The sequence below is a fragment of the Endozoicomonas sp. ALB032 genome, assembly GCF_049310125.1.
GTDB lineage: Bacteria > Pseudomonadota > Gammaproteobacteria > Pseudomonadales > Endozoicomonadaceae > Endozoicomonas_A.
Genome location: NZ_JBLYNW010000001.1, coordinates 157,625 through 182,333 on the forward strand (window position 1 = coordinate 157,625; position 24,709 = coordinate 182,333).

Consider the following 24,709-nt stretch of genomic DNA (forward strand, 5'->3'; position numbering starts at 1 on the left):
CCAAAACACTGAATAAGTAGGTATTAGCATGAGCAAAAGTAAAACCACAGTGACCATTGATGACGAGGTGTTAGAGAAGGCTCGTGAGCTGAACATTAATATTTCTTCTGCCGCCGAACAAGGCGTTAAGGCTGAAGTCAGAAGTTTGGAGGAAGAGCGTTTGAAGAAACTTTACAAGGAAGCCATGGAAGAAATTGAACAAGTCATCAAAGAAGATGGTTTGTTCAGTGATGGCATGAGGACATTCTAAATGACACAGTTCGATGTGTGTTTGAACACCGCCGATAATGCAGACAAGTATCCTTATGTTGTAGTGCTTCAGTCGAGTTTAATTCAGTTCGACGACCAATCGGTTGTTGCTCCTCTAAGCCGCAGTCACCGTTACAAAAAAGCATTGCAGGTATGCCCCCAAACTGTTGTGGACGATGAAGAATGGATGCTGGTTATTCCGCAGCTGGCATCTATTCCCAATCACTTCATCGGCAAAAAAGTGGCCAGTATGCAGGAGCAGCGTAGTGATATTATTTCTGCCATAGACCGCCTGTTCACAGGCATCGGCTAACACTGACAGCAAAAACTGGGGATAGAAATAATCTATCCCCATAAGCACCATGTATAAGGCTGACAGGATCAGCAGCAGCCCGCTGAGTGTTTTCATATCTGTCCGGCCCCCCCCTCTCAATGTCTGCTATGCTGACTGCTGCTTCAACAAATGATAATGGTACGCAGTATGTCACTGGAACTTCGTGTAGAGAGACTTGAATCCCATTTTGAATCGCTGGATAACGCTGTACACCGGCTCATCGAGATTACTGGGGAAACACAGAAGATTGTGCTCGAAAACCAGCGAGAGACCCGGCTCATGTTTGAGCGGCAAGACCGCAAGATCGAGGCTTACCAGTCTGAGAACCGCAAACGTTTTGATCAGCACGACAAACGTTTTGACCAGCATGACAAACGTTTTGACCAGCTCGACAAACGTCTTGACCAGCACGACGAACGTTTTGACCAGCTCGACAAACGTCTTGACCAGCACGACGAACGTTTTGACCAGCTCGACAAACGTCTTGACCAGCACGACGAACGTTTTGACCAGCTCGACAAACGTCTTGACCAGCACGACGAACGTTTTGACCAGCTCGACAAACGTTTTGACCAGCACGACAAACGTTTTGACCAGCACGACGAACGTTTTGACAAAATAGAAAAAACTCTCGCCATCATCGTAAACCACGTTCAGAAATAACTACGCCACCCAACAACAAAATCCAGTGGATTGCCTTTTGACAACCACTGGTTTAAAGAGTGAATGGCAAGTTTGGAGTATTTCAATGAATGTTGCCCAGGGAACGGGTGTCTTTGCCAGCCAATGCACTCCTTCTCAAGCAAATTATGACACCCAGTCGGTAACTGCCTCCGGCCAGTGGACAGTCTGCGAATCAACCCGCAAGCGGCTACCCTGCCACCCCAGGGAATCAGAGCGACAAGAGCTACTGTGGGCCGCTGAGAGTGGGCTTCTGGCGTTCCGGCGAATTGAATTAACTAAAGAAGACAATTACTTTTCGGGTATAGGAGTACCAAGACCCTTTACCCTCGCCCTGCCTGAGGGGATCATGCCCACCGGGCCCGTACCACAAAGGTATGGTAAATGGATGGTAGGCATTGTTGATCCGCAATGCCTGTATCTCTATAAACGTAACGCATCCACGAGACGGCTGCTGGCGGAGTCTGACGTAACTCCGGATACTCTGAGAGTGAAATTACTGCCTGATCTGCAATCGTTGCTCGCTAGACTTGTTGAGCATGGTGATCAGGTCTTCTGGAGAACTTATCCTCACCGTTTCACCTCGGGGCATCTGCTAGCCGACGGGACGTTCAGTTTACCCAAATTGAAGCCTGACGATGTCGCCCACTCACTTGATTACCCGGAACTGGTGCTCAGCAGCTACGGCAAAGAAGACATCAAATGCTTCTGTGTATACAAGGATGCAGGGATGAATATTGCTGATGTCCTGCAGGACAAGCGTCAGTGTGAAAAGGAATTAAAGCTTAAATCCTTGCCTCTGACTGTTTATTGCCATCACACAGGTTCTGTCGAGGTCTGTTTTGATGATGAGCTGGACAGTAAACAATTGGCCAGGAATGAGCAGTCTCTTAATGATTTTGCATTTTCACAGGGCATAGCCCCGGAACATTTCAGAGCCCTGTTAAATCTGCTGCCAATGTCTTTGCGGGCAGAGGCACTGAGTTCGGAATTAAGCGTCCCACCTAACCTGGTGCACAAAATGCAACAAGCCATCAAGCTGGTGAGTCATCCTCGTTCTTACAATTATGAGGGGCTTTTGAAATTAAAAGAAAGTGGCTTGCCAATTCATCTGGATTTTTTTTACGAAGGAAAGGTTCGATCTTTACTCGACATCTTGCTGGTTTCCGAAAGGTCCAGAAACGAAGGGTCTGGGGAGGAGCAAACCGAACAGGAGAGAGAAGCTTGTCACTTACTTCAGCTGCTTCTGCAAAGCGGGGCAAGACTGGGGAGTGCTATTTCAAGCATTCACGCCATGGCGGATGACATGCAAACGGTCATACCAGCGAGCACAATGAATTATATGGTGGCTGCCTTTGCTCCATTTGATTGTCTGACCCTGAAACATCTGCGCAGAATATCTTTAATCCATTGCCCGGGCAGCGTCGTTGAATTTCACCGAATCTGTCGGGCTCAAACTCAAAAGCAACTTCAGAAATGCATGAAAGAGGTACTCTATGATGTCTGTTTACACTCTCACCCCCTCGAAATTATCAGGACCCGCTTACTAGCCCTCTTTCATTATACTGACCTGGACTTGGAGACTCTGTATAGAGTTAAACGAACGCTGGACTGCTATTACCCCGACGGCAAGAAAGTTATTGATGATTTTTCCGTGGCGGATTATATCCAATGGGTTGAAAAACTATGGAAGCAAAGGGAAACGCATCCTTTCTACCAGAAAACGGCTGAAGAGCGAAGGTATACGGATGAATACGGGCACCTTGACGCAGGAAACGCTGTTTTCGGAGGAAGCCCAGACAGTACTGAAACAGCGAGGTATTGTCGTGGTCAGCGAGAAGCGTCCCTACTTTACCAACGATGGCTTCCCGAAAGAACGGGAAATGCTGGTGCCAAAGAAAATAACCAAGCTTGATGCTCAGGACAAACCAGCAGGAAAAGACTGACAAAATCCTTTGATCTTGCCTTAAAAATTAGCTGAGATGGAACTTTACAGCAGCCAGTTACTCTAAGGACTTCAGAATCTCTGCAAACGAGAGCAGGTAAACAATAAGTTATACAGGAGTATTAGCATGGATGTTGCCCAGACCGCTGCGAGCCCGTGCCCACCATCTCAACCCGAATCAAACTTTGACACCCGGTCGGTAACAGCCTCTGGCCAATGGACAGTCTGCGAACCGACTGGCAAACGGCTGCTGCATCATCCCAGAGAGTGTGAACGGCACAAGCTACTGCAGGCTGCCAAGAGTGGACGTCTGGCGCTCAGGCGCATTGATTTGTCCAGAGAGAGAAAATACTTTTCTGGCAAGGGAGCACCAAGACCCTTCACCCTCGCCCTTCCGGGGAGGATGATGCCTAACGATCGCGTGGGGGTAGGGTTTGGTAAATGGATGGTAGGCATTGTTGATCCACAATGCCTGTATGCTTATAAACGTAACGCGATGACCAGGAAGCTGATGGTAGAGCCTGACTTAACTCCGGATCAACTGAGAGTAAAACTACTGCCTCATCTACAATCTGTGCTCGATAGACGTCTTGAGCATGGCGATCAGGTCATCTGGCGAGTTTATCCTCGTTTCACCTCGGGGCATCTGCAAGCGAATGGGACGTTCAGTTTGCCAAAGTTGAAATCTGGTCAATGTACCCACATAGAGGATTTCCCGGAACTGGTGCTCGCTCACTACAGGAAGGAAGACATCCAATGCATTTGCGTTTACAAGGATGCAGAGATGAATATATCCGATATCCTGCTGGACAAGCGTGAGTGTGAGAAGGAGTTTCAGCTTGGATCCTTGCCACTGGTCGTTTATTGCCACCGCACGGGTTCTGTTCAGGTCTATTTTGACGATGAGCTGCACAGTGAACACTTGGCCAGGAATGAGCATTCTCTGAATGATTTTGCGTTTTCTCAAGGCTTGACCTTAAAACATTTCAGAGCCCTGTTAAATCTGCTGCCAATGCCCTTGCGAGCGAAAGCACTGAGTTCATCAGAATTAACCATTCCTCCGAATCTTGTGCACAAATTGGAAGAAGCAATCAAGCTGGTGATTAATCCCTCTTGTTACAGTTACCAGCAGCTTCTGGCATTGAACCTTAGTGGTCTGCCTCTTAAGTCCACCTTTTTTTTCGGTACGGCGGGAGTCAGATCTTTGCTTGATCTTCTCCTGCATAGTGAAATATTCAGACACAATAAGCTTCAGGAACAGCAAATCAGGGAGCAGCAGGAGAAAGAAGCTTACCGGTTATTTCAGCTGCTTTTGCAGAGCGGGACAAGGCTGACTGAATTTGGTGTGGAGCTCATCAGCTGCATGGAATATAAGAATGAACCTGCAATGCCAGCGGGCCTATTCAATTGTCTGGTGGCTGCTTATGCTCCATTTGACTTCCTGAACCTGGAACATCTCAGTCAGTTACCTTTAATCGGTTGCCCGGGGAGCATCGTTGAATTTGACCGAATCTGTCGGGGCAACAGTCAACTGCAAAATCAGGCTTGTTTGAAAGAGGTATCACTCTATACAAAAACCAGGCTGGGTCTGACCCTCGAACATATTCAGTCCCACTTATTGGCCTTGTTTCGTTATGAGGCTATCCCGGACGAAGACTTTCTGAATGATCTTGCAGAGGATCTGGAGCGTTACTGCTTTGACGGCAATGAGACTATTGCTGATTTGTCCGTGGCTGATTACATCGAATGGCTTGAAAATCTGTGGAAGCAACGGGAAACCTATCCTTTGTATCAGAATTGGCCAAAGCGTGTCCTGCAAGCTCAGGAGGACATCAGCAATCTGAAACAATCACTGGGTCTGGACGCTTCTCACAACCAGGCAACACCATTGACAACCGAAACACCAAAGGCATTACAGTTTGTGGTGGACGCCTTCAGCAAACCACCAGTCCTGCCTGACAATGTCGGCGATAATGAAACAACCATCCTGAAAGTATTGCAACATTATTACCGCCGTCCCGGACCACAACGAGTCATCAAGAGCCTTGGCAGTCAGACCATGCCAACCATGTGGAAACCAGAGCACAGTTGCAGTCATGTCCTGCGGGCCAGAAATAATGGGCACTGGTATATGGAACTGCTGGAGAAATTTCAGCAATGTTCCCTGAAACCGGATGAAAAAGAACTCCTGTCTCTGGCCATTATCTACCATGACGCGGCTGCCGAAGATGTTGACAAATCAGTGGAAGAATCAACGTCAGCTGAGTATTTCAAACGGGACCTGACAGGACACTACCCTGAACAGCTACTGAAGGATATGGCACTGGCGATGACCAGCAAGGAAAACGATGTCATGGGCGGCGATCAGCAGAACCTGTCTGAGTCCGTGCGCTGGTATCTGCGCATACTACGTTTTGCGGATCGAATGGACGTTATCCGTGGTTGCCGGGTTGGGGCTGATTTTCCCGGATTAACAGTGGCTCGACCTTCGGGATTTGACGCCAGACTCCTTGACATACCATCGCAGCTGACCGAACAGTTTGCCTCCGATACTGACAACAAAACTGAATTCCAACGGCATCTGGAAGCCGCTATGCACGGTGCAGCCGATCTGGCCCGGGTAACCGGACTACTCCGGGATTGGCGCAAAAAAAACTACACCGAAGTTTACGGTCTGATTGGCAATGGTTCAAAGATCTCTGAAAACTTTGAATGGACCACTGAGCCAGTGCAGAGAATGAACCAGTTTATTGATGACAATGTCCGGCGCAAAATCGCTCAGGAGGCCGGAATCATTGTCTGTTCAGACCCAGGCCACCAGGCCTGCAAGGCTGATCAAAGTAAAGGGATCACTTATGGCATTCATAACAGCTGGTATGACCTGAGGCAGGTGGCGATTCCGGCCGGAATGACGCTGCTGGAAAAGATGCAGTACGAACATGACCCGTCGCTGCTGAGCCCGGCAACACAACAGGCAATAGAGCAAGAGGTACAACGGCTGAGTGGCGAAGGTATACAGATGAACCTGGGCACCTTGACGCAGGCAACACTGCTTTCGGAGGAAGCCCGGGGAGTACTGAAACAGCGAGGTATTGCCGTGGTCAGCGAGAAACGCCCCTACTTTACCTATGACGAACTCCCGAAAGAATGGGAAATGCTGGTGCCAGAGAAGAAGGCAAAGCTTGATTGAGAGTACGACTGCATGGATGCGCAGTTGCCGTGCAGGACAGTCTTAAGTGCCAGCAGCATGCCGGGAAGTCTGCTGCTGGCAGCCGGTCTGGAAGAAGGTTAAGGGCCGGTCACGCCCAGTTACCATATTTACAGCCGAACCGAAAGTAGAAATCGTCCAGGTATTCTATCCTTTCTCTCAGGTATTTTCTCTTCTTCTCTTCGTTGCTGAGTTCTTTTCTTTTCTGCGCCTTTGCTGCCTTGTCATGTTGGGCTTCATCAGCCTGTTCTCTGGTATGAGTGTCAATAGCTGGCTTAAGCATTTCCAACAGAGCCCACGATTGTCTCCGCAGGTCAGAAAATCCATGGACAAGGTTTGAAAATATGACTTGGCGATCAACTTCATGCATAAACATTTTTTCTAAATGTTGCGATAGGTATTTTTCTATGGCCAGAAGCAATTCTTGAAATAATTCAGGGTTTTCATTTCCCGGGTTTTCCTTTGCATCAGTGATTAGCTTTTTGAATACATCAAATAATTTCTGTTCTTTGCCTTCAGAGTCAGTAATGGTTTGATCCCAATTTGATTGGCTGAAATAGCTCGACATGTTGTCTATAAGTTCGTCAGCGTCTTGTATCTTGAATGGGTCAAGAATCAGGCCTATGGCATTCATCAAAGTGGTGAACTGATTATTCGAGGCAATGATTACAGGTCTTTTTTCAGCCTGTTCTTTTATCACTTCTAACGTTCGTTCAGTTGAACTTATAGTACGCTCGTAAAACGGTATTTCGTACATATCAAGGCAACGGTTGAGCAGAGAGGATGCGTATTCTAGCGTTGGATCTGGGGGTTCCTCGAATTTTAGAATTCCTGAGGGGTTCAATATTCGCCGGAAAAGACTGAGTGTTCTTTCTGAGGGGGTTGCGATTCGTTGCAAATGCTCAAGGAGCTCTTCAGTTTCCATGGGGATCTCCAGACGTTGCAAATATCTAAAGAGATTTATGGATTCTGAGGGGGCCCACAGTCGTCGCAAAAGCCTGAGGCGCATTTTTTGCAACAACTTCAGTCCAGAGAAGACGGATGCAGATTCTTTAACATTTCCCATTATTAAGTGACTTTCTATGGGTTCTTTTGTACCTAACAGCTCTCCTTTTCTGGCCTCGAGCCTCTCGATACCCGACAAGCCAGTGGCATACAGCAGGAATGAGTCAAAAAAATCATAAGCCTCCTGGGATGCTCCTCTTGAATGGATGGCCGCATAGTAACTCACCAGTAACCTTGCCAGGCTCTCCCGATCTTCTGGTTTGGTCAAATCGACAGGCGATTCAGTACCCTGGATAGAAGACAGAACTTCCATCATCTTTTCCTGGTCTGGGTCAGGCTCAATGTTGAGTGTTTGCTTCACTTGCTCAATCATGTCTGCAATGGTCAGGTTGCCACTGTCGGAGGCTTCCGGGAGCCAGGCCAACAGAGTGTTCAGGGTGTCTTGGTAAAGGCCGGTATCCAGCCCCTGGATAATGGCAGTAATTTGTGCATGGGACATTGGCGGGAGCGGAATGGTCATTAAAGGCTGCAGCTGTTGTGCCCCGGCTCCCTCTGGTTCTTCTGAATGCTCACTCTTTTTTTCGCCCTGCTCATTGTTATGGTTCATGGCGAAAATAAGATGGGTTGCATTTGGGTCGAGAGCAAAAGGAGCAGTTAACCCCATGAAAGCATTATGGTTAATCAAGTCGTCCAGGAAGTTAGTCTCTTTTGTTGTTTTATCTCCGGCAAGCACCTCCACAACTGGCGTTGGTAAAGGGTTTTTTGCCAGCAGTTTAGAACAGGGGCAAGCTATAGCGGTGAGGTTAAGGGCTGTGACAATCCAGTGTTTAACCTTGCCACGATAAAAAAATGTCATTCGCTTTGCTGTCTCAGGGGATCGGGAAATGGAGTGATTCATAAATACCCACCTTCTCCGGTTTATGAATGCCCAGATAAGATAGTCCACGGTTTGCAGCAGTGCTTAACTATCAGTGCCCGGGCACAGGGCGGACACCTGAAAGTGGATTTCCCTTGTTCTCGCTATGAAAATGCAGGATCGCCAAGGCAGGATTAAGGCTCAAATCTTCAGCGCAATAGGGAGTTAGAAAGCACGACTGGTATGAAATGGAACTTTTTACCGGCCAGTTACTCTAACGACGACAGAATCCCCAATCGAAAGCAGGTAAATAATAAGTTTTAAAGGAGTACTACCATGGATGTCGCCCAAACCTCAGCGACCCCGTGCCCAGCACCTCAACCCGAATCAAACTTTGACACCCGGTCGGTAACAACCTCTCGCCAATGGACAGTTTGCGAAGCGACTGGCAAACGGCTACCGCATCATCCCAGGGAGTGCGAACGACAAAAGCTACTGCGAGCTGCTGAGAGTGGGTGCCTGGCATTACGGCGCATTAAATTGACGGATGAAATAGATTACTTTTCGGGTAAGGGAGTACCAAGACCCTTCACCCTCGCCCTGCCGGGGCGGATGATGCCTACCAGGCGCATATCGAGAGGCTTTAGTCACTGGATGGTGGGCATTGTTGATCCAAAATGCCTGTACGTCTATAAACGTGATGCAGGGACTGAAAGGCTGAAGGAGAAGCATGGTTTCAGTCCGGATTCACTGCAAGTAAAACTGCTGCCTAACCTGCAATCTGTGCTTAGTAGACGTCTTGAGTTTAGCGATCAAGTCATCTGGAGAGTTTATCCTCGTTTCACCTCGGGGCACCTGCAAGCGGATGGGACGTTCAGTTTGCCAAAATTGAAACCCCGCGAAAAGATTTTCTCACTGGATTACCCAGAACTGGTGCTCGCCAAATACGCTAAAGAAGACATCAAATGCTTGTGTGTTTACAAGGATGCAGAGATGAATATATCCGATATCCTGCTGGAGAAGCGTGAGTTTGAAGAGGAATTGCAGCTTAAATCCTTGCCACTGGTCGTTTATTGCCACCACACAGGTTCTGTTGAGGTCTATTTTGACGATGAGCTGGACAGTAAACACCTGGCCAGAAATGAGCATTCTCTGAATGATTTTGCGTTTTTAAGGGGCGTAGCCTCAGAAAATTTCAGAGCCGTGTTAAATCTGCTGCCAATGTCTTTGCGGGCGGAGGCACTGAGTTCAGAATTAAACATCCCACCGGATCTTGTCCACAATCTGCAAGAAGCCATCAAGCTGCTGAGTAATCCCTATTGTTACAGTTACGAGCGGCTTCTGGAATTAAAACGTAATGGATTGCCGGTTGAGCAGCCTTTTTTTCACATCGCGGGTATTAGATCTTTGCTTGATTTTCTCATGCACAGCGAAATATTCAGACACAATGATGTTCAGGAACAGCAAATCAGGAAGCAGCAGGAGGAAGAAGCTTACCGATGTTTTCAGCTGCTCTTGCAGAGCGGGACAAGGCTGACTGAATTTGGTCTGGAACTCATCAGCGATATGGCATCCAGGAATGAATCTGCAATGCCAGTGGGCATATTCAATTGTCTGGTGGCTGCTTATGCTCCATTTGACTTCCTGAACCTGCAACATCTCTGTCGATTACCTTTAATCAGTTGCTCGGGGAGCATCGTTGAATTTGACCGAATCTGTCGGGGCAACAGTCAACTGCAAAATCAGGCCTGTTTGAACAGGGCATCACTTTATGTGACAACCAGGCTGGCTCCAACCCTCGAAGATATTCAGTCCCACTTATTGGCCTTGTTTCATTATAAGGCTATCCCGGACCAAGACTTTCTGAATGATCTTAAAGACGATATGGAGTGGCTTTACCCTAAAGACAAGAAGGTTATTGGTGATTTTTCCATGGCTGATTACATCGAATGGATTGAAAATCTGTGGGAGCAACGGGAAACCTATCCTCTCTACCGGAATTGGCCAAAGCGTGTCCGGCAGGCTCAGGAGGAGATCAGGAATCTGAAGCAATCACTCGCTCCGGACGCTTCTCACAACCAGGCAACAGTATTGGCAACCGAGAGAAGCAAGGCATTACAGTTTGTGGTGGACGCCTTCAGCAAAGCGCCGGTCCTGCCTGAAAATGTCGGCGATAATGAAGCAACCATCGTGAAAGTATTGCAGCATTATTACCGCCGACCAGGACCGGAACGAGTCATCAAGAGCCTCACAAAGTTCATGCCAGCAGTGTGGAAACCACTGCACAGTTGCAGTCATGTCCTGAGAGCCAGGAATAATGGGCACTGGTATATGGAATTGCTGGAGAAATTTCAGCAGTGTTCCCTGAAACCGGATGAAAAAGAACTCCTGTCTCTGGCCATTATCTACCATGACGCGGCTGCCGAAGATGTTGACAAATCAATGGAAGAATCAGCGTCAGCTGATTACTTCAAACGGGACCTGACAGGGCACTACCCTGAACAGCTACTGAAGGATATGGCACTGGCGATGACCAGCAAGGAAAACGATGTCATGGGCGGCGATCAGCAAAACCTGTCTGAGTCCGTGCGCTGGTATCTGCGCATATTACGCTTTGCGGATCGAATGGACGTTATCCGTGGTTGCGGGGTTGGGACTGATTTTCCCGGATTAACGGTGGCTCGACCTTTGGGATTTGACGCCAGACGTCTTGACATACCATCGCAGCTGACCGAACAGTTTACCTCCGACACTGACAACAAAACTGAATTCCAACGGCATCTGGAAGCCGCCATGCACGGTGCGGCTGATCTGGCGCAGGTAACCGGACCACTGCGAGATCAGCGCAAAAAAAACTACTCCCACGTCTACGGTCTGATTGGCAATGGTTCAGAGATCTCTGAAAACTTTGAATGGACAACTGAGCCAGTGCAGAGAATGAACCGGTATATTGACGACAATGTTCGGCGCAAAATCGCTCAGGAGGCCGGAATTATTGTCTGTTCAGACGGCAAACACCGAACCTGCAAGGCGGATCAAAACAATGGGATCACTTATGGTATTCATAACAGCTGGTATGATCTCCAGCAGGTAGCGATTCCGGCCGGAATGACACTGCTGGAAAAGATGCAGTACGAACATGACCCGTCGCTGCTGAGTCCGGCCACACAACAGGCAATAGAGCAAGAAGTGCAGCGACTGAAGAGCGAAGGTATACGGATGAATACGGGCACCTTGACGCAGAAAACACTACATTCGGAGGGAGCCCGAGGAGTACTGAAACAGCGAGGTATTGCCGTGATCAGCGAGAAGCGTCCCTACCTTAACAACGATGGCTTCCGGAAAGAATGGGAAATGCTGGTGCCAAAGAAAATAGTGAAGCTTGATCCTCAGCAGGAAAAGAACGATAAAATCCTTTGATCTTTCTGTGATAATGCCACTATGAACATGGAACTTTTCGCCAGCCAGTGACTCTAAATTACTGTAAACCCCCATATGGAAGTGGGTAGGTAATTTGTTTTTGCAGGAGTATTACCATGGATGTTGCCCAGGGAACGGGGACCTCTGCGAGCCCATACCCTCCCTCTCAATCAAAGTTTGACACCCCGTCGGTAAAAGCCTCAGGCCGATGGGCATTGCGCAAATCGACCAGCAAGCTGCTACCCAATGATCGCCGGGAGTCTGCTCGACAAGAGCTACTTCACGCTGCTGAGAGTGGACGCCTGGCGTTTCGCCGAATTGAATTGACTGAAGAAAAAAATAACTTTTCAGGTAAGGGGGCACCAAGGCCCTTCACCCTCGCCCTGCCGGGGAAGATGGCGCCCACTGGGACCGTATCAGAAAGATGCGGTAGATGGATGGTAGGCATTGTTAATCCTCAATGCCTGCATATCTACAAACGTGATGCTAACACCCAGCAACTGGCGTGGGGCACTGGCCCAAATCAACTGGGTGTAAAGCAACTGCCTGATCTGCAATCATTGCACGATAGACTTCTTGAGCGTGCTGATAAGATTGTCTGGGGAGTTTATCCTCGTTTCACCTCGGGACATCTGCAAGCGGACGGAACGTTCAGTTTACCAAAATTGAAACTCGGCGATGGCACCTTCTCAGCTGATTACCCGGAACTGGTGCTCACCAAATATGGCAAAGAAGACATCAAATGCTTTTGTGTATACAACGATGCTCAGATAAATATTGCCGATATCCTGCTGGACAAGCATCAATGTGAAAAGGAATTTCAGCTTGACCCCCTGCCCCTGGTTGTTTATTGCCACCGCACTGGTTCTGTACAGGTCTATTTTGATGATGAGCTGGACAGTAAACGCCTGGCCAGAAATGAGCACTCTCTGAATGATTTTGCGTTTTCACTGTGCCTGGCCCCAGAACATTTCAGAGCCCTGTTAAACCTGCTACCAATGTCTTCGCGTGCAGTGGCGCTGAGTTCAAAATTAACCGACTCAACGAAGGTTATGGGTAAATTGCAACAGGCCATCAAGCTGGTGAGGAATCCCCGTTTTTACAGTTACGAGAAACTTCTGAAATTAAAACAAAGTGGCTTGCCAATTCACCAGAGTTTTATTCATCACGGAAGTGTTCGATCTTTGCTGGACATGTTGCTGCTTTCCGAAGCGTGCAGAAACTCTGAGCCAGAGCACGAGCAAACCGGGGAGCAGGAAAAAGAAGCGTGTCGCTTACTCAAGCTGCTTCTGCAAAGTGGTGCAGGGCTGGAAAGAACTGTTATTCAACACATTGCCTCTATGGAAAGTGCCTTACAACCGGTAATGCCGACGGGTGTCATAAATTATTTGGTGGCTGCCTTTGCTCCATTTGATTTTCTGACCCTGAAGCATCTCAGCAGAATACCTTTAACCGGTTGCCCGGGGAGTGTTATTGAATTTGACCGAATCTGTAAGGGTCTCGGTCAAGAGCAACTAAAGCAATATATGAAAGAGGTTATATCTGATGTGGGTTCATACCCACACCTCGACATGCTCAGGCAACGCTTACTGGCCCTCTTTCGTTACGGTGATTGCCCCGACAAAAAAATTCTGCTCAGGCTCAAAGGAAGTCTGGAATGGTCTCACCCAGAGGGTAAGAAAGTTATTGATGATTTTTCTGTGGCAGATTATATCCAATGGGTTGATGAACTATGGAAGCATCGGGAAACACATCCTTTCTACCAGAATTGGTCAAAGCATGTCCAGCAGGCTAAGCAGGACATCCGGGAACTGAAACGATCTCTGGATCCGGGCAATTCTCACAATCTGGCTACCCCATCAGCAGCCATAACATCAAAAGCATTGCGGTTTATGGTGGACGCCTTCAACAGGCCGCCGGTCATGCCAGATCATACCGGCGATAATGAAAAAACCATCCTGAAGGTATTGCAGCATTATTACCGCCGTCCGGGACCGGAGCGGGTAATCCAGAGCCTTCACAGAAAAACCATGCCAACAGTGTGGAAACCGCTGCACAGCTGCAGTCATGTCCTGCGGGCCAGAAATAATGGGCACTGGTATATGGAATTGCTGAACAAATTTCAGCAGCGTTACTTTAGCGAAGAAGAAAAAGAACTCCTGTCGCTGGCGATTATCTACCACGATGCGGCTGCCGAAGATGTCGACAAAACAGAAGAGGAAACAAGTTCAGCAGAATATTTCAAACGGGACCTGACCGGACGCTACCCTGCCCCCCTGCTGGCTGATATGGCAGAGGCAATGATCAACAAGGAAAACGATGTTAAGGGTAAAGACCAGCAGAACCTGTCTGTGTCAGTGCGTTGGTATCTGCGCATATTACGCTTTGCGGATCGCACGGACGTTATCCGTGGTTGCGGGGTTGGGGCTGATTTTCCCGGATTAACGGCGACTCGAACCCGGGGTTTTAACGCTGGACTTCTTGACTTACCAACGCAGCTGACTGAAGACTTTACCTCCGGGCCTGACAACAAGAGTGAATTCCAACGTCATCTGGAAGCCGCCATGCATGGTGCGGCTGATCTGGCGCGGGTAACCGGGCGACTTCACGATCAGCGCAACAAAGATTACACCAAAGTCTACGGTCTGATTGGCAATGGCTCCAAGATCTCTGAAAACTTTGAGTGGACAACCGAGCCAGTGCAGAGAATGGACCAGTTTATTGACGACAACGTTCGCCGCAAAATAGCTAAGGAGGCGGGAATTGTCGTCTGTTCAGATCCCAGCCACCAAGCCTGCAAGGCTGATCAGAATAAAGGGATCACCTATGGCATTCATAACAGCGGGTATGATCTGGCGCAGGTGAAGATTCCGGCCGAAATGACGCTGTTGGAAAAGATGCAGTACGAACATGACCCGTCGCTGCTGAGCCCGGCAACACAACAGGCAATAGAGCGAGAGGTGCAGCGGCTGAAGAGCGAAGGTATACGGATGAATCCGGGCACCTTGACCCAGGAAACGCTGACTTCGGAGAAAGCCCGAAAAGTGCTGAAGGAGCGAGGTATTGCGGTGGTCAGCGAGCAGCGTCCCTACTTTACCAGGGATGGCCTGCCGGGAAAACGGGAAATGCTGGTGCCAAAGAAGATGGCGGTACCTGATGCTCAGAGTACGCCAGCAGAGGAAGTAGATCCATATGGAAGTGAGCAGGTAGTAAGTTATACAGGAGTATTACCATGAACGTTGCCCAGGGAACGGGAACCTCTGCGAGCTTCTACCCTCCCCCTCAACCAAAGCTTGACACCCGGTCGGTAACAGCCTCTGGTCAATGGACTGTCTGCGAATCGACCAGCAGGCTGCTTCACCCCGGAGAGTCTGAGCGACAGAAGCTACTGCAGGCCGCTGAGACTGGGCGTCTGGCGTTCCGGCGAATTGAGTTGACCAAAGAAAACGATTACTTTTCGGGTAAGGGGGCACCAAGACCCTTCACCCTCGCCCTGCCGGGAGAGATGATGCCCACCGGGCGCGTGCCAGAAGATTATGGTGAATGGATGGTGGGCATTGTTGATCCACAATGCCTGTACGTTTATAAACGTGACGCAGGGACCAGAAAACTGCTGCTAGAGCCTGACTTAACTCCGGAAACACTGTCAGTGAAATTGCTGCCTCATCTGCAATCATTGCTTAACAGGTGTCTTGAACGTGGCAATCAAATCTTCTGGAGAGTTTATCCTCTTCGTTTCACCTCGGGGTGTCTGCGAGCGGACGGGACGTTCAGTTTACCTAAATTGAAGCCCGACGATACTACCCGCTCAGATGATTTCCCGGAACTGGTGCTTGGCAAATATGGTAAAGAAGACATCAAATGCTTCTTTGCTTACAACGATGCACAGATAAATATTTCCGACATCCTGAGGGACAGGTCTCAGTGTGAAAAGGTATTGAAGATTAAAAACTTGCCTCTGGTCGTTTATTGCCACCGCACAGGCTCTGTACAGGTCTATTTTGATGACGAGCTGAACAGTGTAAACCTGAACACGAATGAGCGTGCTCTGAATGATTTTGCGTTTTCACAGGGCTTAGCCCCAGACCATTTCAGAGACATGTTGAATCTGCTGCCAATGTCGCTGCGAGCAAAAGCACTGAGTTCGGAGTTAACCGTCTCATCGGATGTAAGGCATAAACTGCAACAGGCCATCAAATTAGTCAGTGATCCCTGTCATTACAGTTATGAAAAGCTTCTGGAATTAAAACAAAGTGGCTTGCCGATTCACCAGCGTTTTTTCCATGAAGGATTTGTTGATTCTTTGCTTGACCTGTTGCTGTTTTCCGAAATAGACAGAAACCGTGAGCCAGAGCATGAGCAAACCCGGAAACAGGAGGAAGAAGCTTGTCGCTTAGTTCACCTGCTTCTGCAGAGCGGGGCAAAGCTGGGAACTGCTGCTTCCGAAATTGACAACATGAACAATAGCTCAGAACCGTTAATGCCAGTGGGCGTAATGAATTATCTGGTGGCTGCTTTTGCTCCATTTGATTTTCTGACCCTGGAACATCTCAGCAGAATACCTTTAACCGGTTGCCCGGGAATCGTCGTTGAATTTGACCGAATCTGTCAGGGTTACAGTCCAGGGCAACTAAAGCAGTGTATGAAAGAGGTATTATCTGATGTGTTTGTCGACTCTATATCGCTCGACATGATCAAGTCACGCTTGCTGGCCCTTTTTCATTATGACGTTTGCCCGGACGAAGAGATTCTGCTTGATCTTAAAGACATTCTGAAATGGTATTACCCGGACGACAGGAAAGTTATTGGTAACTTTTCCATGACTGATTATATCCAATGGATCAAAAACCTGTGGCTGCAACGGGAAACACATACTTTCTACCAGAATTGGCCAGAGCATGTCCGGCAGGCTCAGCGGGAGATCAGGGACCTCAGACAATCGCTCGGTCTGGACGATTCTGGCGCATCGGCAACAGCATTGGCAGCTCAGACACCAGCGGCATTAAAGTTTGTGGTGGACGCCTTCAGCACACCACCGGTCCTGCCAGATAATGTCGGCGATAATGAAAAAACCATCCTGAAGATATTGCAGCACTATTACCGCCGTCCTGGACCGGAACGGGTGATCCAGTGCCTGGTCAGACCAACAATGCCAGCAGTATGGAAGCCGCAGCACAGCTGCAGTCATGTCCTGCGGGCCAGGAATAATGGGCACTGGTATATGGAATTGCTGGAGAAATTTCAGCTGTGCTCCCTGAGCCCGGATGAAAAAGAACTCTTGTCTCTGGCGATTATCTACCATGATGTGGCTGCCGAAGATGTCGACAAATCAGCTGAGGAATCAAAGTCAGCTGAGTATTTCAGGCGGGACCTGACCGGACGCTATTCTGTGCAGTTGCTGGATGATATGGAACAGGTGATGACCAGCAAGGAAAACGATGTTGAGGGTAAAGACCAGCAGAACCTGCCTGACCCTTTACGCTGGTACCTGCGCATATTACGCTTTGCGGATCGAATGGACGTTATTCGTGGTTGCGGGGTTGGGGCTGATTTTCCCGGATTAACGGTGACTCAACCTCCGGGATTTGACGCCAGACGTCTTGACATACCATTGCAGCTGACCAGTCAGTTTACCTCCGAGTCTGGTAACAAAACTGAATTCCAACGTCACCTGGAAGCCGCCATGCACGGTGCGGCTGATCTGGCGCGAATAACAGGACAACTTCTGGATGAGCGCAAAAAAAACTACACCCAAGTCTACGGTCTGAACGACAATGGCTCAAAGATCTCTGAAAACTTTGAATGGACAACTGAGCCAGTGCAGAGAATGAACCAGTTTATTGACGACAATGTCCGGCGCAAAATAGCTCAGCTGGCCGGTATTATTGTCTGTTCAGACCCCAGCCACCAGGCCTGCAAGGCGGATCAGAACAAAGGGATCACTTATGGTATTCATAACAGCTGGTATGATCTTGGGCAGGTGACGATTCCGGCCGGAATGACACTGCTGGAAAAAATGCAGTACGAACATGACCCGTCACTGCTGAGCCCGGCAACACAACAGGCAATAGCGCAAGAGGTGCAGCGGCTGAAGAGCGAAGGTATACGGATGAATACAGGCACCTTGACCCAGCAAACGCTGGATTCGGAGGAAGCCCGGGAAGTGCTGAGCAAGCGTGGTATTGCCGTGCTCAGCGAGCAGCGCCCCTACTTTACCAACGATGGCTTCCCGAAAGAACGGAAAATGCTGGTGCCAGAGAAGAAATAAGACCGGAACTTTTTCCAGGTTAATCACTCTAATGATGAACGTATCCACCCTCAGGGAATTGGAGAATAACAACTATTATTGGAGTGACATCATGAATACTTTAAGTGGTATAAATTGTTTTTCCTGCCTGCGCCCGCAGCCAAACCCTCACACACAGTCAGTAGCGGCGTCTGGCCAATGGACAACCACCGAACCGACCAAACGCCTACCCCCGCCTTCCAGAGAAGATCAGCGACAAGCACTGCTGGAGGCTGCAAAGAGTGGTCGCCTGGCGGTTCGGCAAATTGAATTAGCTGAAGAAGCCAGTTACCTGGATAGCAATAGCACACCAAGAACCTTTACCCTTGCCCAACAGGGGATGCCCTGCTCGAGCCGGACAGCTGAGCAGAAATGGACGGTAGGCATCGTCGATCCAAACTGCCTGTACGTCTACAAAAAAAATGCCGCCAGCAAGTGGCTGGAATATGGCCCAGCTGCGGATAAACCGGACGAAAAACTACTGCCTGATCTGCAATCATTGGCTGAAAAATCTGATGAGATAAGGGAACAAACCTGGTGGAATGTTTATCCTCCTTTTACCTCGGGACATCTGGAGCCGGACGGGATGTTCAGTTTACCAAAACTGAATGAGTACAAATATGATGCCTCTATGCCTACTTCACTTTATTTTTATCACCCCGCGCGTTCAGAAATCGTAGTCACCCACTATGGAAAAGCAGACATCAAATGCTTTTTTGTTGTCGGTGATACCTTTAAAAATATTTCGGATATCCTGCAGGAAAAAAAGCAGTGTGAACAGGCACTGAAAATTGAACCACTGCCACTGGTTGTTTTTGACCACCACACCGGGTCTGCAGAGGTCTGTTTTGATGATGAACTTGACTTTGAACATCTGGCCCTGGTTGAGCATTCTCTGGATATTTTCAAGTCTTTCTGGAATATACGCTTTAACACTCTCAAGAGCATGATGAATTTGTTGCCAATGCGTACGCAAACAGAAGCACTGAGGTCAGGATTTACCATCCCGCCGGATGATCAACATAAATGGCAACAGGCCATCGAGCTGGTGAGTGATCCCTGTTCTTTCAGTTGCCAGAGACTTTCGGCATTAAAAGAGAGCGGCTTACCCATTCACCGCTGTTTCTGTCATGAAGGAACGGTGACTTCTTTGCTTGATATGCTTCTGATTTCAGAGCTGAAAAGATTCAATAACGAGCCCCGGGAACAGAGCGTTCCGGATCAGGAGGACGAAGCTCTGCAAGTACTTAAGCTGCTTTTGAAGAGCGGGGCAATACCGACTGCACGAGGCTTGTCCATTATCAAAACGATGGGATCAAATGGTCAACTTTTCCTGCCACCGGCCCTATTCAATTGTATGGCGGCTGCCTTTGCTCCATTCAGGTTCCTTACCTTGCAAAACCTTTGGAATATACCATTGACCCGTTGCTGGGGAGGCATCGTTGAATTTAACCGAATCTGCAAGAAATACGATCATCAGCAATTGCAAAGTTGCCTGAGAGAGGGGTTATCTCGTGAGCGACTTTTTCAGAAACCAACTCTTGATACCCTGGAGTCCCACTTACTGGCCCTGTTTCATTTCGGGGCTGTCCTGGACGATAAGGTTCTGGATAGGGTTAAACGCGATCTGGCGCATTGCGATGACAACATGAGGGTTATTGATAATTTATCCGTGGCTGGTTTCATCGAATGGGTTCAAGGTCTTTGGTGGGAACGCAACACCCACAGTCTATACCGGAATTGGGAAACACATGTCACCGAGGCCCGTGAGCAACTTGCGAAACTGAAACAGTCCCTGGATCTGCCGAACTATCGCCACGCATCGTTAAAACCGATGTTACAGTTTTTGGTAGATGCCTTTAGCAAACCCCCGGTCTTGCCGGATAATGTCGGCGATAATGAAGACACCATCCTGAAGGTGTTACAGCATTATTACCGTCGCCCGGGACCGGAGCGGGTGATTGCCAGCCTGGGCTACTTCTTCCCGGATACGTGGAAACATGGCTCCTGCAGTCATGCGCTTCGGGCCAGGAATAATGGGCTCTGGTATATGGAATTGCTGGAGAAATATCAGGCATATTCTTTTACTCCACAAGAAAAAAGTCTTCTGCCGCTGGCCATTATTTATCAAGGGGCCGCTTGTGAAGATGTCGAAAGATCGGCGGAAAAAACAAAGTCAGCTGATTACTTCAAACGGGACCTGACCGGGCACTACCCTGAATCGCTGTTGAATGACATGGCACTGGCGATAGTCAACATGAAAAACAAGGCCGGTGATAAAGCTGAGCAGAACCTGTCTGAATCCGTAAGCTGTTATCTACACGTATTACGCTTTGCTGTTCTTATGGACAAAATTCGCTCTAAAGGGGTTAGCCCTAATTTTCCGGGATTGACGATGGCTCAACGTCGGATTCCTGATGCTTCAGACCTTGACCTGCCACCGCATTTGGCTACCGATTCTGCCAGCGAGCAAGACTTCAAAACTGAATTCCAACAGCATCTTGAAGCCGCTATGCACGGTGCGGCTGACCTGGTGCAGGTGCAAACCAAGCACCCATGGAAGCCGACTTTAGACAAGCGTGAAAATCCTTACATCCAAGTCTACGGCCTGGTTCCTGATGGCAAAAAAATCACTATGCAATTTGATCTGACAGCGGAGCCCGTGCAGAGAATGAACCGGTTTATTGATGATAATGTTCGCCGCAAAATTGCCAAACAGGCCGGAATTATTACCTGTTCAGACCCCAGTCACAAAACCTGCAAGGCGGATCAGAACAAAGGGATCACTTATGGTATTCATAACAGCTGGTACGATCTCAGTCAGGTGAGGGTTCCGGCCGCAATGACGCTGCTGGAAAAGATGCAGTTCGAACATGACCCGTCGCTGCTGAGCCCGGCAACACTTCAGGCAATAGAGGAAGAGGTGCAGCGGCTGAAGAGCGAAGGTATTCGGATGAATCACGGCAGCTTGACCCGGGAAACACTGAATTCGGAGGAGGCCCAAAAAGTGCTGAAGGATCGGGGTATTGCCGTGATCAGCGAGAAGCGTCCCCACTTTAGTAGCGACGTTGGCTTTACGCAAGAACCGGAAATACTGGTGCCAAAGAAGATAGCAAAGCCTGATTGAGAGCATGTCGGCAGGTTGGCATGGACAATCCGTTGACCACACTATGAGTGAATACCGCTTCGGGCAATAAGATCCTGACGGAACTTTTTTACCAATCAGTCACTCTAATAATAAGAGTATGGGCTCTCAGAGGCTGTCGCAAAACTCTAAGAACTCGTTCCAACGCTCTGAGGGTGTCGCAAAACTTCAACAGCTCGTTCTCGCGCTCTGAAGTCGTCATTCCCGCGCTCTGAAGTCGTCATTCCCGCGAAGGCGGGAATCCAGCGCCAACGGTGGATCTCTGCCTTCTCGGGGATGACAAGGCCAGGGGGACACCGGGCAGTAGGGTTCTGGTGGAGAGTCAGTGTGGATTCCCGCCTTCGCGGGAATGACGAGAATGAAGCCGGGAATGACGAGAATGAAGCCGGGAATGACGAGAATGAAGCCGGGAATGACGAGAATGAAATCGGGAATGACGGGGGTGAAGGCGGGAACCAGAGTTTTACGACAGCCTCCTCAGGGAAGAGGGAAATAATAACGATTATTGGAGCATCATCATGAATATTTTCAGAGGCATAAAACTCCCATCCTGGCTCTGTCATCAGCCAAACCTTAACACCCAGTCGGTAACAGCCTCTGGCCAATGGACAGCGACCGAACCGGCCAAACGACTACCGGGGCCTTCCAGAGAACTTGAGCGTCAGGCACTGCGCCTGGCGGCGGAGAGTGGGCGTCTGGCGATTCGGCAAATTGAACCCGCCGAAGTAGCCAGTTACTTTAATGACAATGGCACACCAAGATCCTATACCCTTGCCTTGCAGGGGATGCCCCACGGGGACCTGAGAGGTCGATGGATGGTAGGCATCGTCGACCCGGATTGCCTGTATGTCTACAAACAAAATCCAGATACCTGGCCGCTGAAACAAGGCGCAGAGGCGGATAAACTGAACGTAAAACTTCTGTCTGATCTGCAATCATTGGCTGAAAAAGATAAAGAGATACAAGAACAAGCCGGTTGGGAGGTATATAAACGTTTTACCTCAGGACATCTGGGGGCGGACGGCAGGTTCAGTTTGCCAAAACTGAAGCCCGGCAAATACGATAGCCACAAACCTAGTACATTATGTCGCGGTGGCTCCGTACCCCCTCCGCAACTCCTGGTCACCAACGATGGAAAAGCAGACATCAAATGCTTTTTTGTTGTGAGTGATGTCCCTGGAAATATTTCGGATATTCTGCAGAAAAAGCGTGAGTGTGAACAGGCATTGAGCCTGCCCCCCCTGCCACTGGTTGTTTTTTGCTGCGAAACCGGGTCTGCAGAGGTCTGTTATGACGATGAACTTGACTCTGAACATCTGGCCCAGATTGAGCATTCTCTGGATTGTTTTGATCCTTCCGGGAATATATCTATAGAAAAAATCATGGACAGAATGAAATTATTGCCAATGCATTTGCAAGCAGAGGCACTGAGGTCAGGATTTTCCATCCCGCCGGATGATCAACATAAATGGCAACAGGCCATCGAGCTGGTGAGTAATCCCTGTCCTTACAGTGCCCAGAAACTTCTGGCATTAAAGGAGAGAGGCTTGCCCATTCACCGCTGTTTTTTTCATGATGGAAAAATGACTTCTTTGCTTGATCTGTTCCTGTTTTCTGAAATAGAAAGATACAATGCCCATGACCATGCAACGGAATTCCGGGTTGATGAAGTTGACCCATTACTGCGGCTGCTTTTGAAGAGCGGGGCCAGACTGACTGCATGGGGCCAGGACCATATCAGACAGATGGGAGGTTGTACTTCACCATCTTTGCCACCGTACCTGTTCAATTATATGGTGGCTGCCTTTGGTCCATTTAAGTTCCTTACCTTACAAAACCTCTGGAATATACCATTGACCCGTTGTTCGGGAGGCGTCGTTGAATTTGACCGAATTTGCAAGAACTACAATGATCAGCAACGGCAGATCTGCCTGATAGAGATATTATCTCGTAAGCGGTTTTATCCGAATCTAGCCCTCGATACCCTGGAGTCCCAGCTACTGGCCTTGTTTCGTTACGAGGCTATCCCGGACAAAGATGTTATGGATTCGTTTAAACGCGATCTGAAGACCTATCACCATGACAATGCAAAGCTTATTGATAATTTATCCGTGGCTGGTTACATCGAATGGGTTGAAGAACTCTGGAAGAAACGGGAAACCTGCACTCTTTACCAGAATTGGCCAGCACATGTCGAGGAGGCCAATCAGCAAATCGCGAAACTGAAACAATCCCTTGATCTGCCGGTCGATCGCTTCGCATCGGTGAAACCGGCGTTACAGTTTATAGTGGATGCATTCAGCAAACCGCCGGTCTTGCCAGATAATGTCGGCGATAATGAAGACACCATCCTGAAGGTGTTACAGCATTATTACCGTCGCCCTGGACCGGAGCGGGTGTTGGCCAATCTGGACAAACTCTTTCAAAAAACGTGGAAAGAGGAACACCCTTGCAGTCATGCTCTGCGGGTCAGGAATAATGGGCTCTGGTACATGGAATTGCTGGAAAGATGTCAGGTTCACTCTTTTAATCCAGTCGAAAAAAGTCTCCTGCCACTGGCCATTATTTATCAGGGTGCCGCAGCTGAAGATGTCGACAAATCGGCAGAAAAAACCAGGTCAGCTGTTTACTTCAAACAGGACCTGGCCGGGCATTTCCCTGAAAAGCTACTGGATGAGGTCGCCCTGGCGATGATCAATATGAAAAACGATATCGGTGGTACAGCGGATCAGAAGCTGTCTGAAACCGTGCGCTGGTATCTGCGCATATTACGCTTTGCCGTTCATATGGACTTTATTCGCCATATCGTTGAGCCTGAATTTCCCGGGTTGGCGACTCAGCCTCAGTTTTTCAACACTTCCGACCTTGACCTGCCGCATCTGTGGGCCAGGGATTTTACCAGCAAGCCTGACCACAAGACTGAATTCCAACGGCATCTGGAAGCCGCCATGCACGGTGCGGCTGACCTGGTGCAGTTAACAACCACACACCCCATGGACAGGCGCAAAAATCCCTATACCGAAGTCTACGGACTGGTGCCTGATGGCAAAAAAATCACCCTGCAATTTGACCGGACAGCGGAGCCCGTGCAAGGAATGGAGCGGTTTATTGATGATAATGTTCGCCGCAAAATTGCCAAACAGGCCGGAATTATTACCTGTTCAGACCCCAGTCACCAAACCTGCAAGGCGGATCAGAACAAAGGAATCACTTATGGTATTCATAACAGCTGGTACGATCTGAGGCAGGTGAGGGTTCCGGCCGCAATGACGCTGCTGGAAAAGATGCAGTTCGAACATGACCCGTCGTTGCTGAGCCCGGCAACACTTCAGGCAATAGAGGAAGAAGTGCAGCGGCTGAAGAGCGAAGGTATTCGGATGAATACGGGCACCTTGACCCGGGAAACGCTGGATTCGGAGAAGGCCCAGGAAGTACTGGAGGATCGGGCTATTGCCGTGGTCAGCGAGCAGCGTCACTACTTTGGTGCAGATGGCTTCCCGAAGGAACGAAAAATGCTGGTGCCAAAGAAGATAGTAAAGCCTGATTGAGAGCATGCCGACAGGTTGGCATGGACAATCCT

The 24,709-nt window shown here is 48.9% G+C and carries 12 protein-coding genes; 11 read left to right on the forward strand and 1 reads right to left on the reverse strand.

Features of this window, described 5'->3' with window-relative positions; genetic code table 11:
• Window positions 1–28 precede the first annotated feature (28 nt).
• From ACO6VG_RS00570 to ACO6VG_RS00590, 5 genes are all read left to right on the forward strand, one after another.
• A complete protein-coding gene (locus ACO6VG_RS00570; protein ID WP_422135106.1) occupies window positions 29–250 on the forward strand; it encodes a type II toxin-antitoxin system CcdA family antitoxin in 222 nt (73 codons plus the stop codon).
• Window positions 251–562, forward strand: a complete 312-nt coding sequence (locus ACO6VG_RS00575) for a CcdB family protein (protein ID WP_422413279.1) — start codon at window positions 251–253, stop codon at window positions 560–562. It abuts the gene before it with no gap.
• Between the two features lie 168 nt (window positions 563–730).
• On the forward strand, window positions 731–1,246 hold the full coding sequence (locus ACO6VG_RS00580; RefSeq protein WP_422472219.1) for a hypothetical protein: 516 nt from the start codon (window positions 731–733) through the stop codon (window positions 1,244–1,246).
• Between the two features lie 85 nt (window positions 1,247–1,331).
• A complete protein-coding gene (locus ACO6VG_RS00585) occupies window positions 1,332–3,179 on the forward strand; it encodes a hypothetical protein (protein ID WP_422472221.1) in 1,848 nt (615 codons plus the stop codon).
• Between the two features lie 157 nt (window positions 3,180–3,336).
• Entirely contained in the window at window positions 3,337–6,399 is a 3,063-nt protein-coding gene (locus ACO6VG_RS00590) for a hypothetical protein (RefSeq protein WP_422472223.1), read from the forward strand.
• 109 nt (window positions 6,400–6,508) lie between these two features.
• Here the strand turns inward: ACO6VG_RS00590 and ACO6VG_RS00595 are convergent, their stop codons facing one another.
• Complete coding sequence (locus tag ACO6VG_RS00595) at window positions 6,509–8,320, reverse strand: hypothetical protein (protein ID WP_422472225.1); 1,812 nt, start codon at window positions 8,318–8,320, stop codon at window positions 6,509–6,511.
• 294 nt (window positions 8,321–8,614) lie between these two features.
• Between ACO6VG_RS00595 and ACO6VG_RS00600 the strand changes: the two genes are divergently transcribed.
• From ACO6VG_RS00600 to ACO6VG_RS00625, 6 genes are all read left to right on the forward strand, one after another.
• Complete coding sequence (locus tag ACO6VG_RS00600) at window positions 8,615–11,698, forward strand: hypothetical protein (RefSeq protein ID WP_422472227.1); 3,084 nt, start codon at window positions 8,615–8,617, stop codon at window positions 11,696–11,698.
• 116 nt (window positions 11,699–11,814) lie between these two features.
• The gene (locus ACO6VG_RS00605) at window positions 11,815–14,934 is read left to right on the forward strand and encodes a hypothetical protein (protein WP_422472229.1); all 3,120 of its coding nucleotides are present in this window, start codon (window positions 11,815–11,817) and stop codon (window positions 14,932–14,934) included.
• Window positions 14,931–17,966: a hypothetical protein gene (locus ACO6VG_RS00610; protein ID WP_422472231.1), complete on the forward strand. Its 3,036-nt coding sequence runs from the start codon at window positions 14,931–14,933 to the stop codon at window positions 17,964–17,966. Before ACO6VG_RS00605 ends, ACO6VG_RS00610 begins: the two co-directional genes overlap by 4 nt.
• Window positions 17,967–18,057: 91 nt before the next feature.
• Window positions 18,058–21,111, forward strand: a complete 3,054-nt coding sequence (locus tag ACO6VG_RS00615; protein ID WP_422472233.1) for a hypothetical protein — start codon at window positions 18,058–18,060, stop codon at window positions 21,109–21,111.
• A 345-nt stretch (window positions 21,112–21,456) separates the two neighbouring features.
• A complete protein-coding gene (locus ACO6VG_RS00620) occupies window positions 21,457–21,651 on the forward strand; it encodes a hypothetical protein (RefSeq protein WP_422135116.1) in 195 nt (64 codons plus the stop codon).
• Complete coding sequence (locus ACO6VG_RS00625) at window positions 21,648–24,677, forward strand: hypothetical protein (protein ID WP_422472235.1); 3,030 nt, start codon at window positions 21,648–21,650, stop codon at window positions 24,675–24,677. The genes ACO6VG_RS00620 and ACO6VG_RS00625 overlap by 4 nt, the downstream gene beginning before the upstream one ends.
• Window positions 24,678–24,709: the final 32 nt, after the last annotated feature.

What these genes read in the sequence shown, in the direction of transcription:
- ACO6VG_RS00610 (WP_422472231.1), top strand. Translation starts at nt 14,931, where the DNA reads ATGAACGTTGCCCAGGGAACGGGAACCTCTGCGAGCTTCTACCCTCCC.
- ACO6VG_RS00580 (WP_422472219.1), top strand. Translation starts at nt 731, where the DNA reads ATGTCACTGGAACTTCGTGTAGAGAGACTTGAATCCCATTTTGAATCG.
- ACO6VG_RS00615 (WP_422472233.1), top strand. Translation starts at nt 18,058, where the DNA reads ATGAATACTTTAAGTGGTATAAATTGTTTTTCCTGCCTGCGCCCGCAG.
- ACO6VG_RS00585 (WP_422472221.1), top strand. Translation starts at nt 1,332, where the DNA reads ATGAATGTTGCCCAGGGAACGGGTGTCTTTGCCAGCCAATGCACTCCT.
- ACO6VG_RS00590 (WP_422472223.1), top strand. Translation starts at nt 3,337, where the DNA reads ATGGATGTTGCCCAGACCGCTGCGAGCCCGTGCCCACCATCTCAACCC.
- ACO6VG_RS00595 (WP_422472225.1), bottom strand. Translation starts at nt 8,320, where the DNA reads ATGAATCACTCCATTTCCCGATCCCCTGAGACAGCAAAGCGAATGACA.
- ACO6VG_RS00570 (WP_422135106.1), top strand. Translation starts at nt 29, where the DNA reads ATGAGCAAAAGTAAAACCACAGTGACCATTGATGACGAGGTGTTAGAG.
- ACO6VG_RS00575 (WP_422413279.1), top strand. Translation starts at nt 251, where the DNA reads ATGACACAGTTCGATGTGTGTTTGAACACCGCCGATAATGCAGACAAG.
- ACO6VG_RS00625 (WP_422472235.1), top strand. Translation starts at nt 21,648, where the DNA reads ATGAATATTTTCAGAGGCATAAAACTCCCATCCTGGCTCTGTCATCAG.
- ACO6VG_RS00600 (WP_422472227.1), top strand. Translation starts at nt 8,615, where the DNA reads ATGGATGTCGCCCAAACCTCAGCGACCCCGTGCCCAGCACCTCAACCC.
- ACO6VG_RS00605 (WP_422472229.1), top strand. Translation starts at nt 11,815, where the DNA reads ATGGATGTTGCCCAGGGAACGGGGACCTCTGCGAGCCCATACCCTCCC.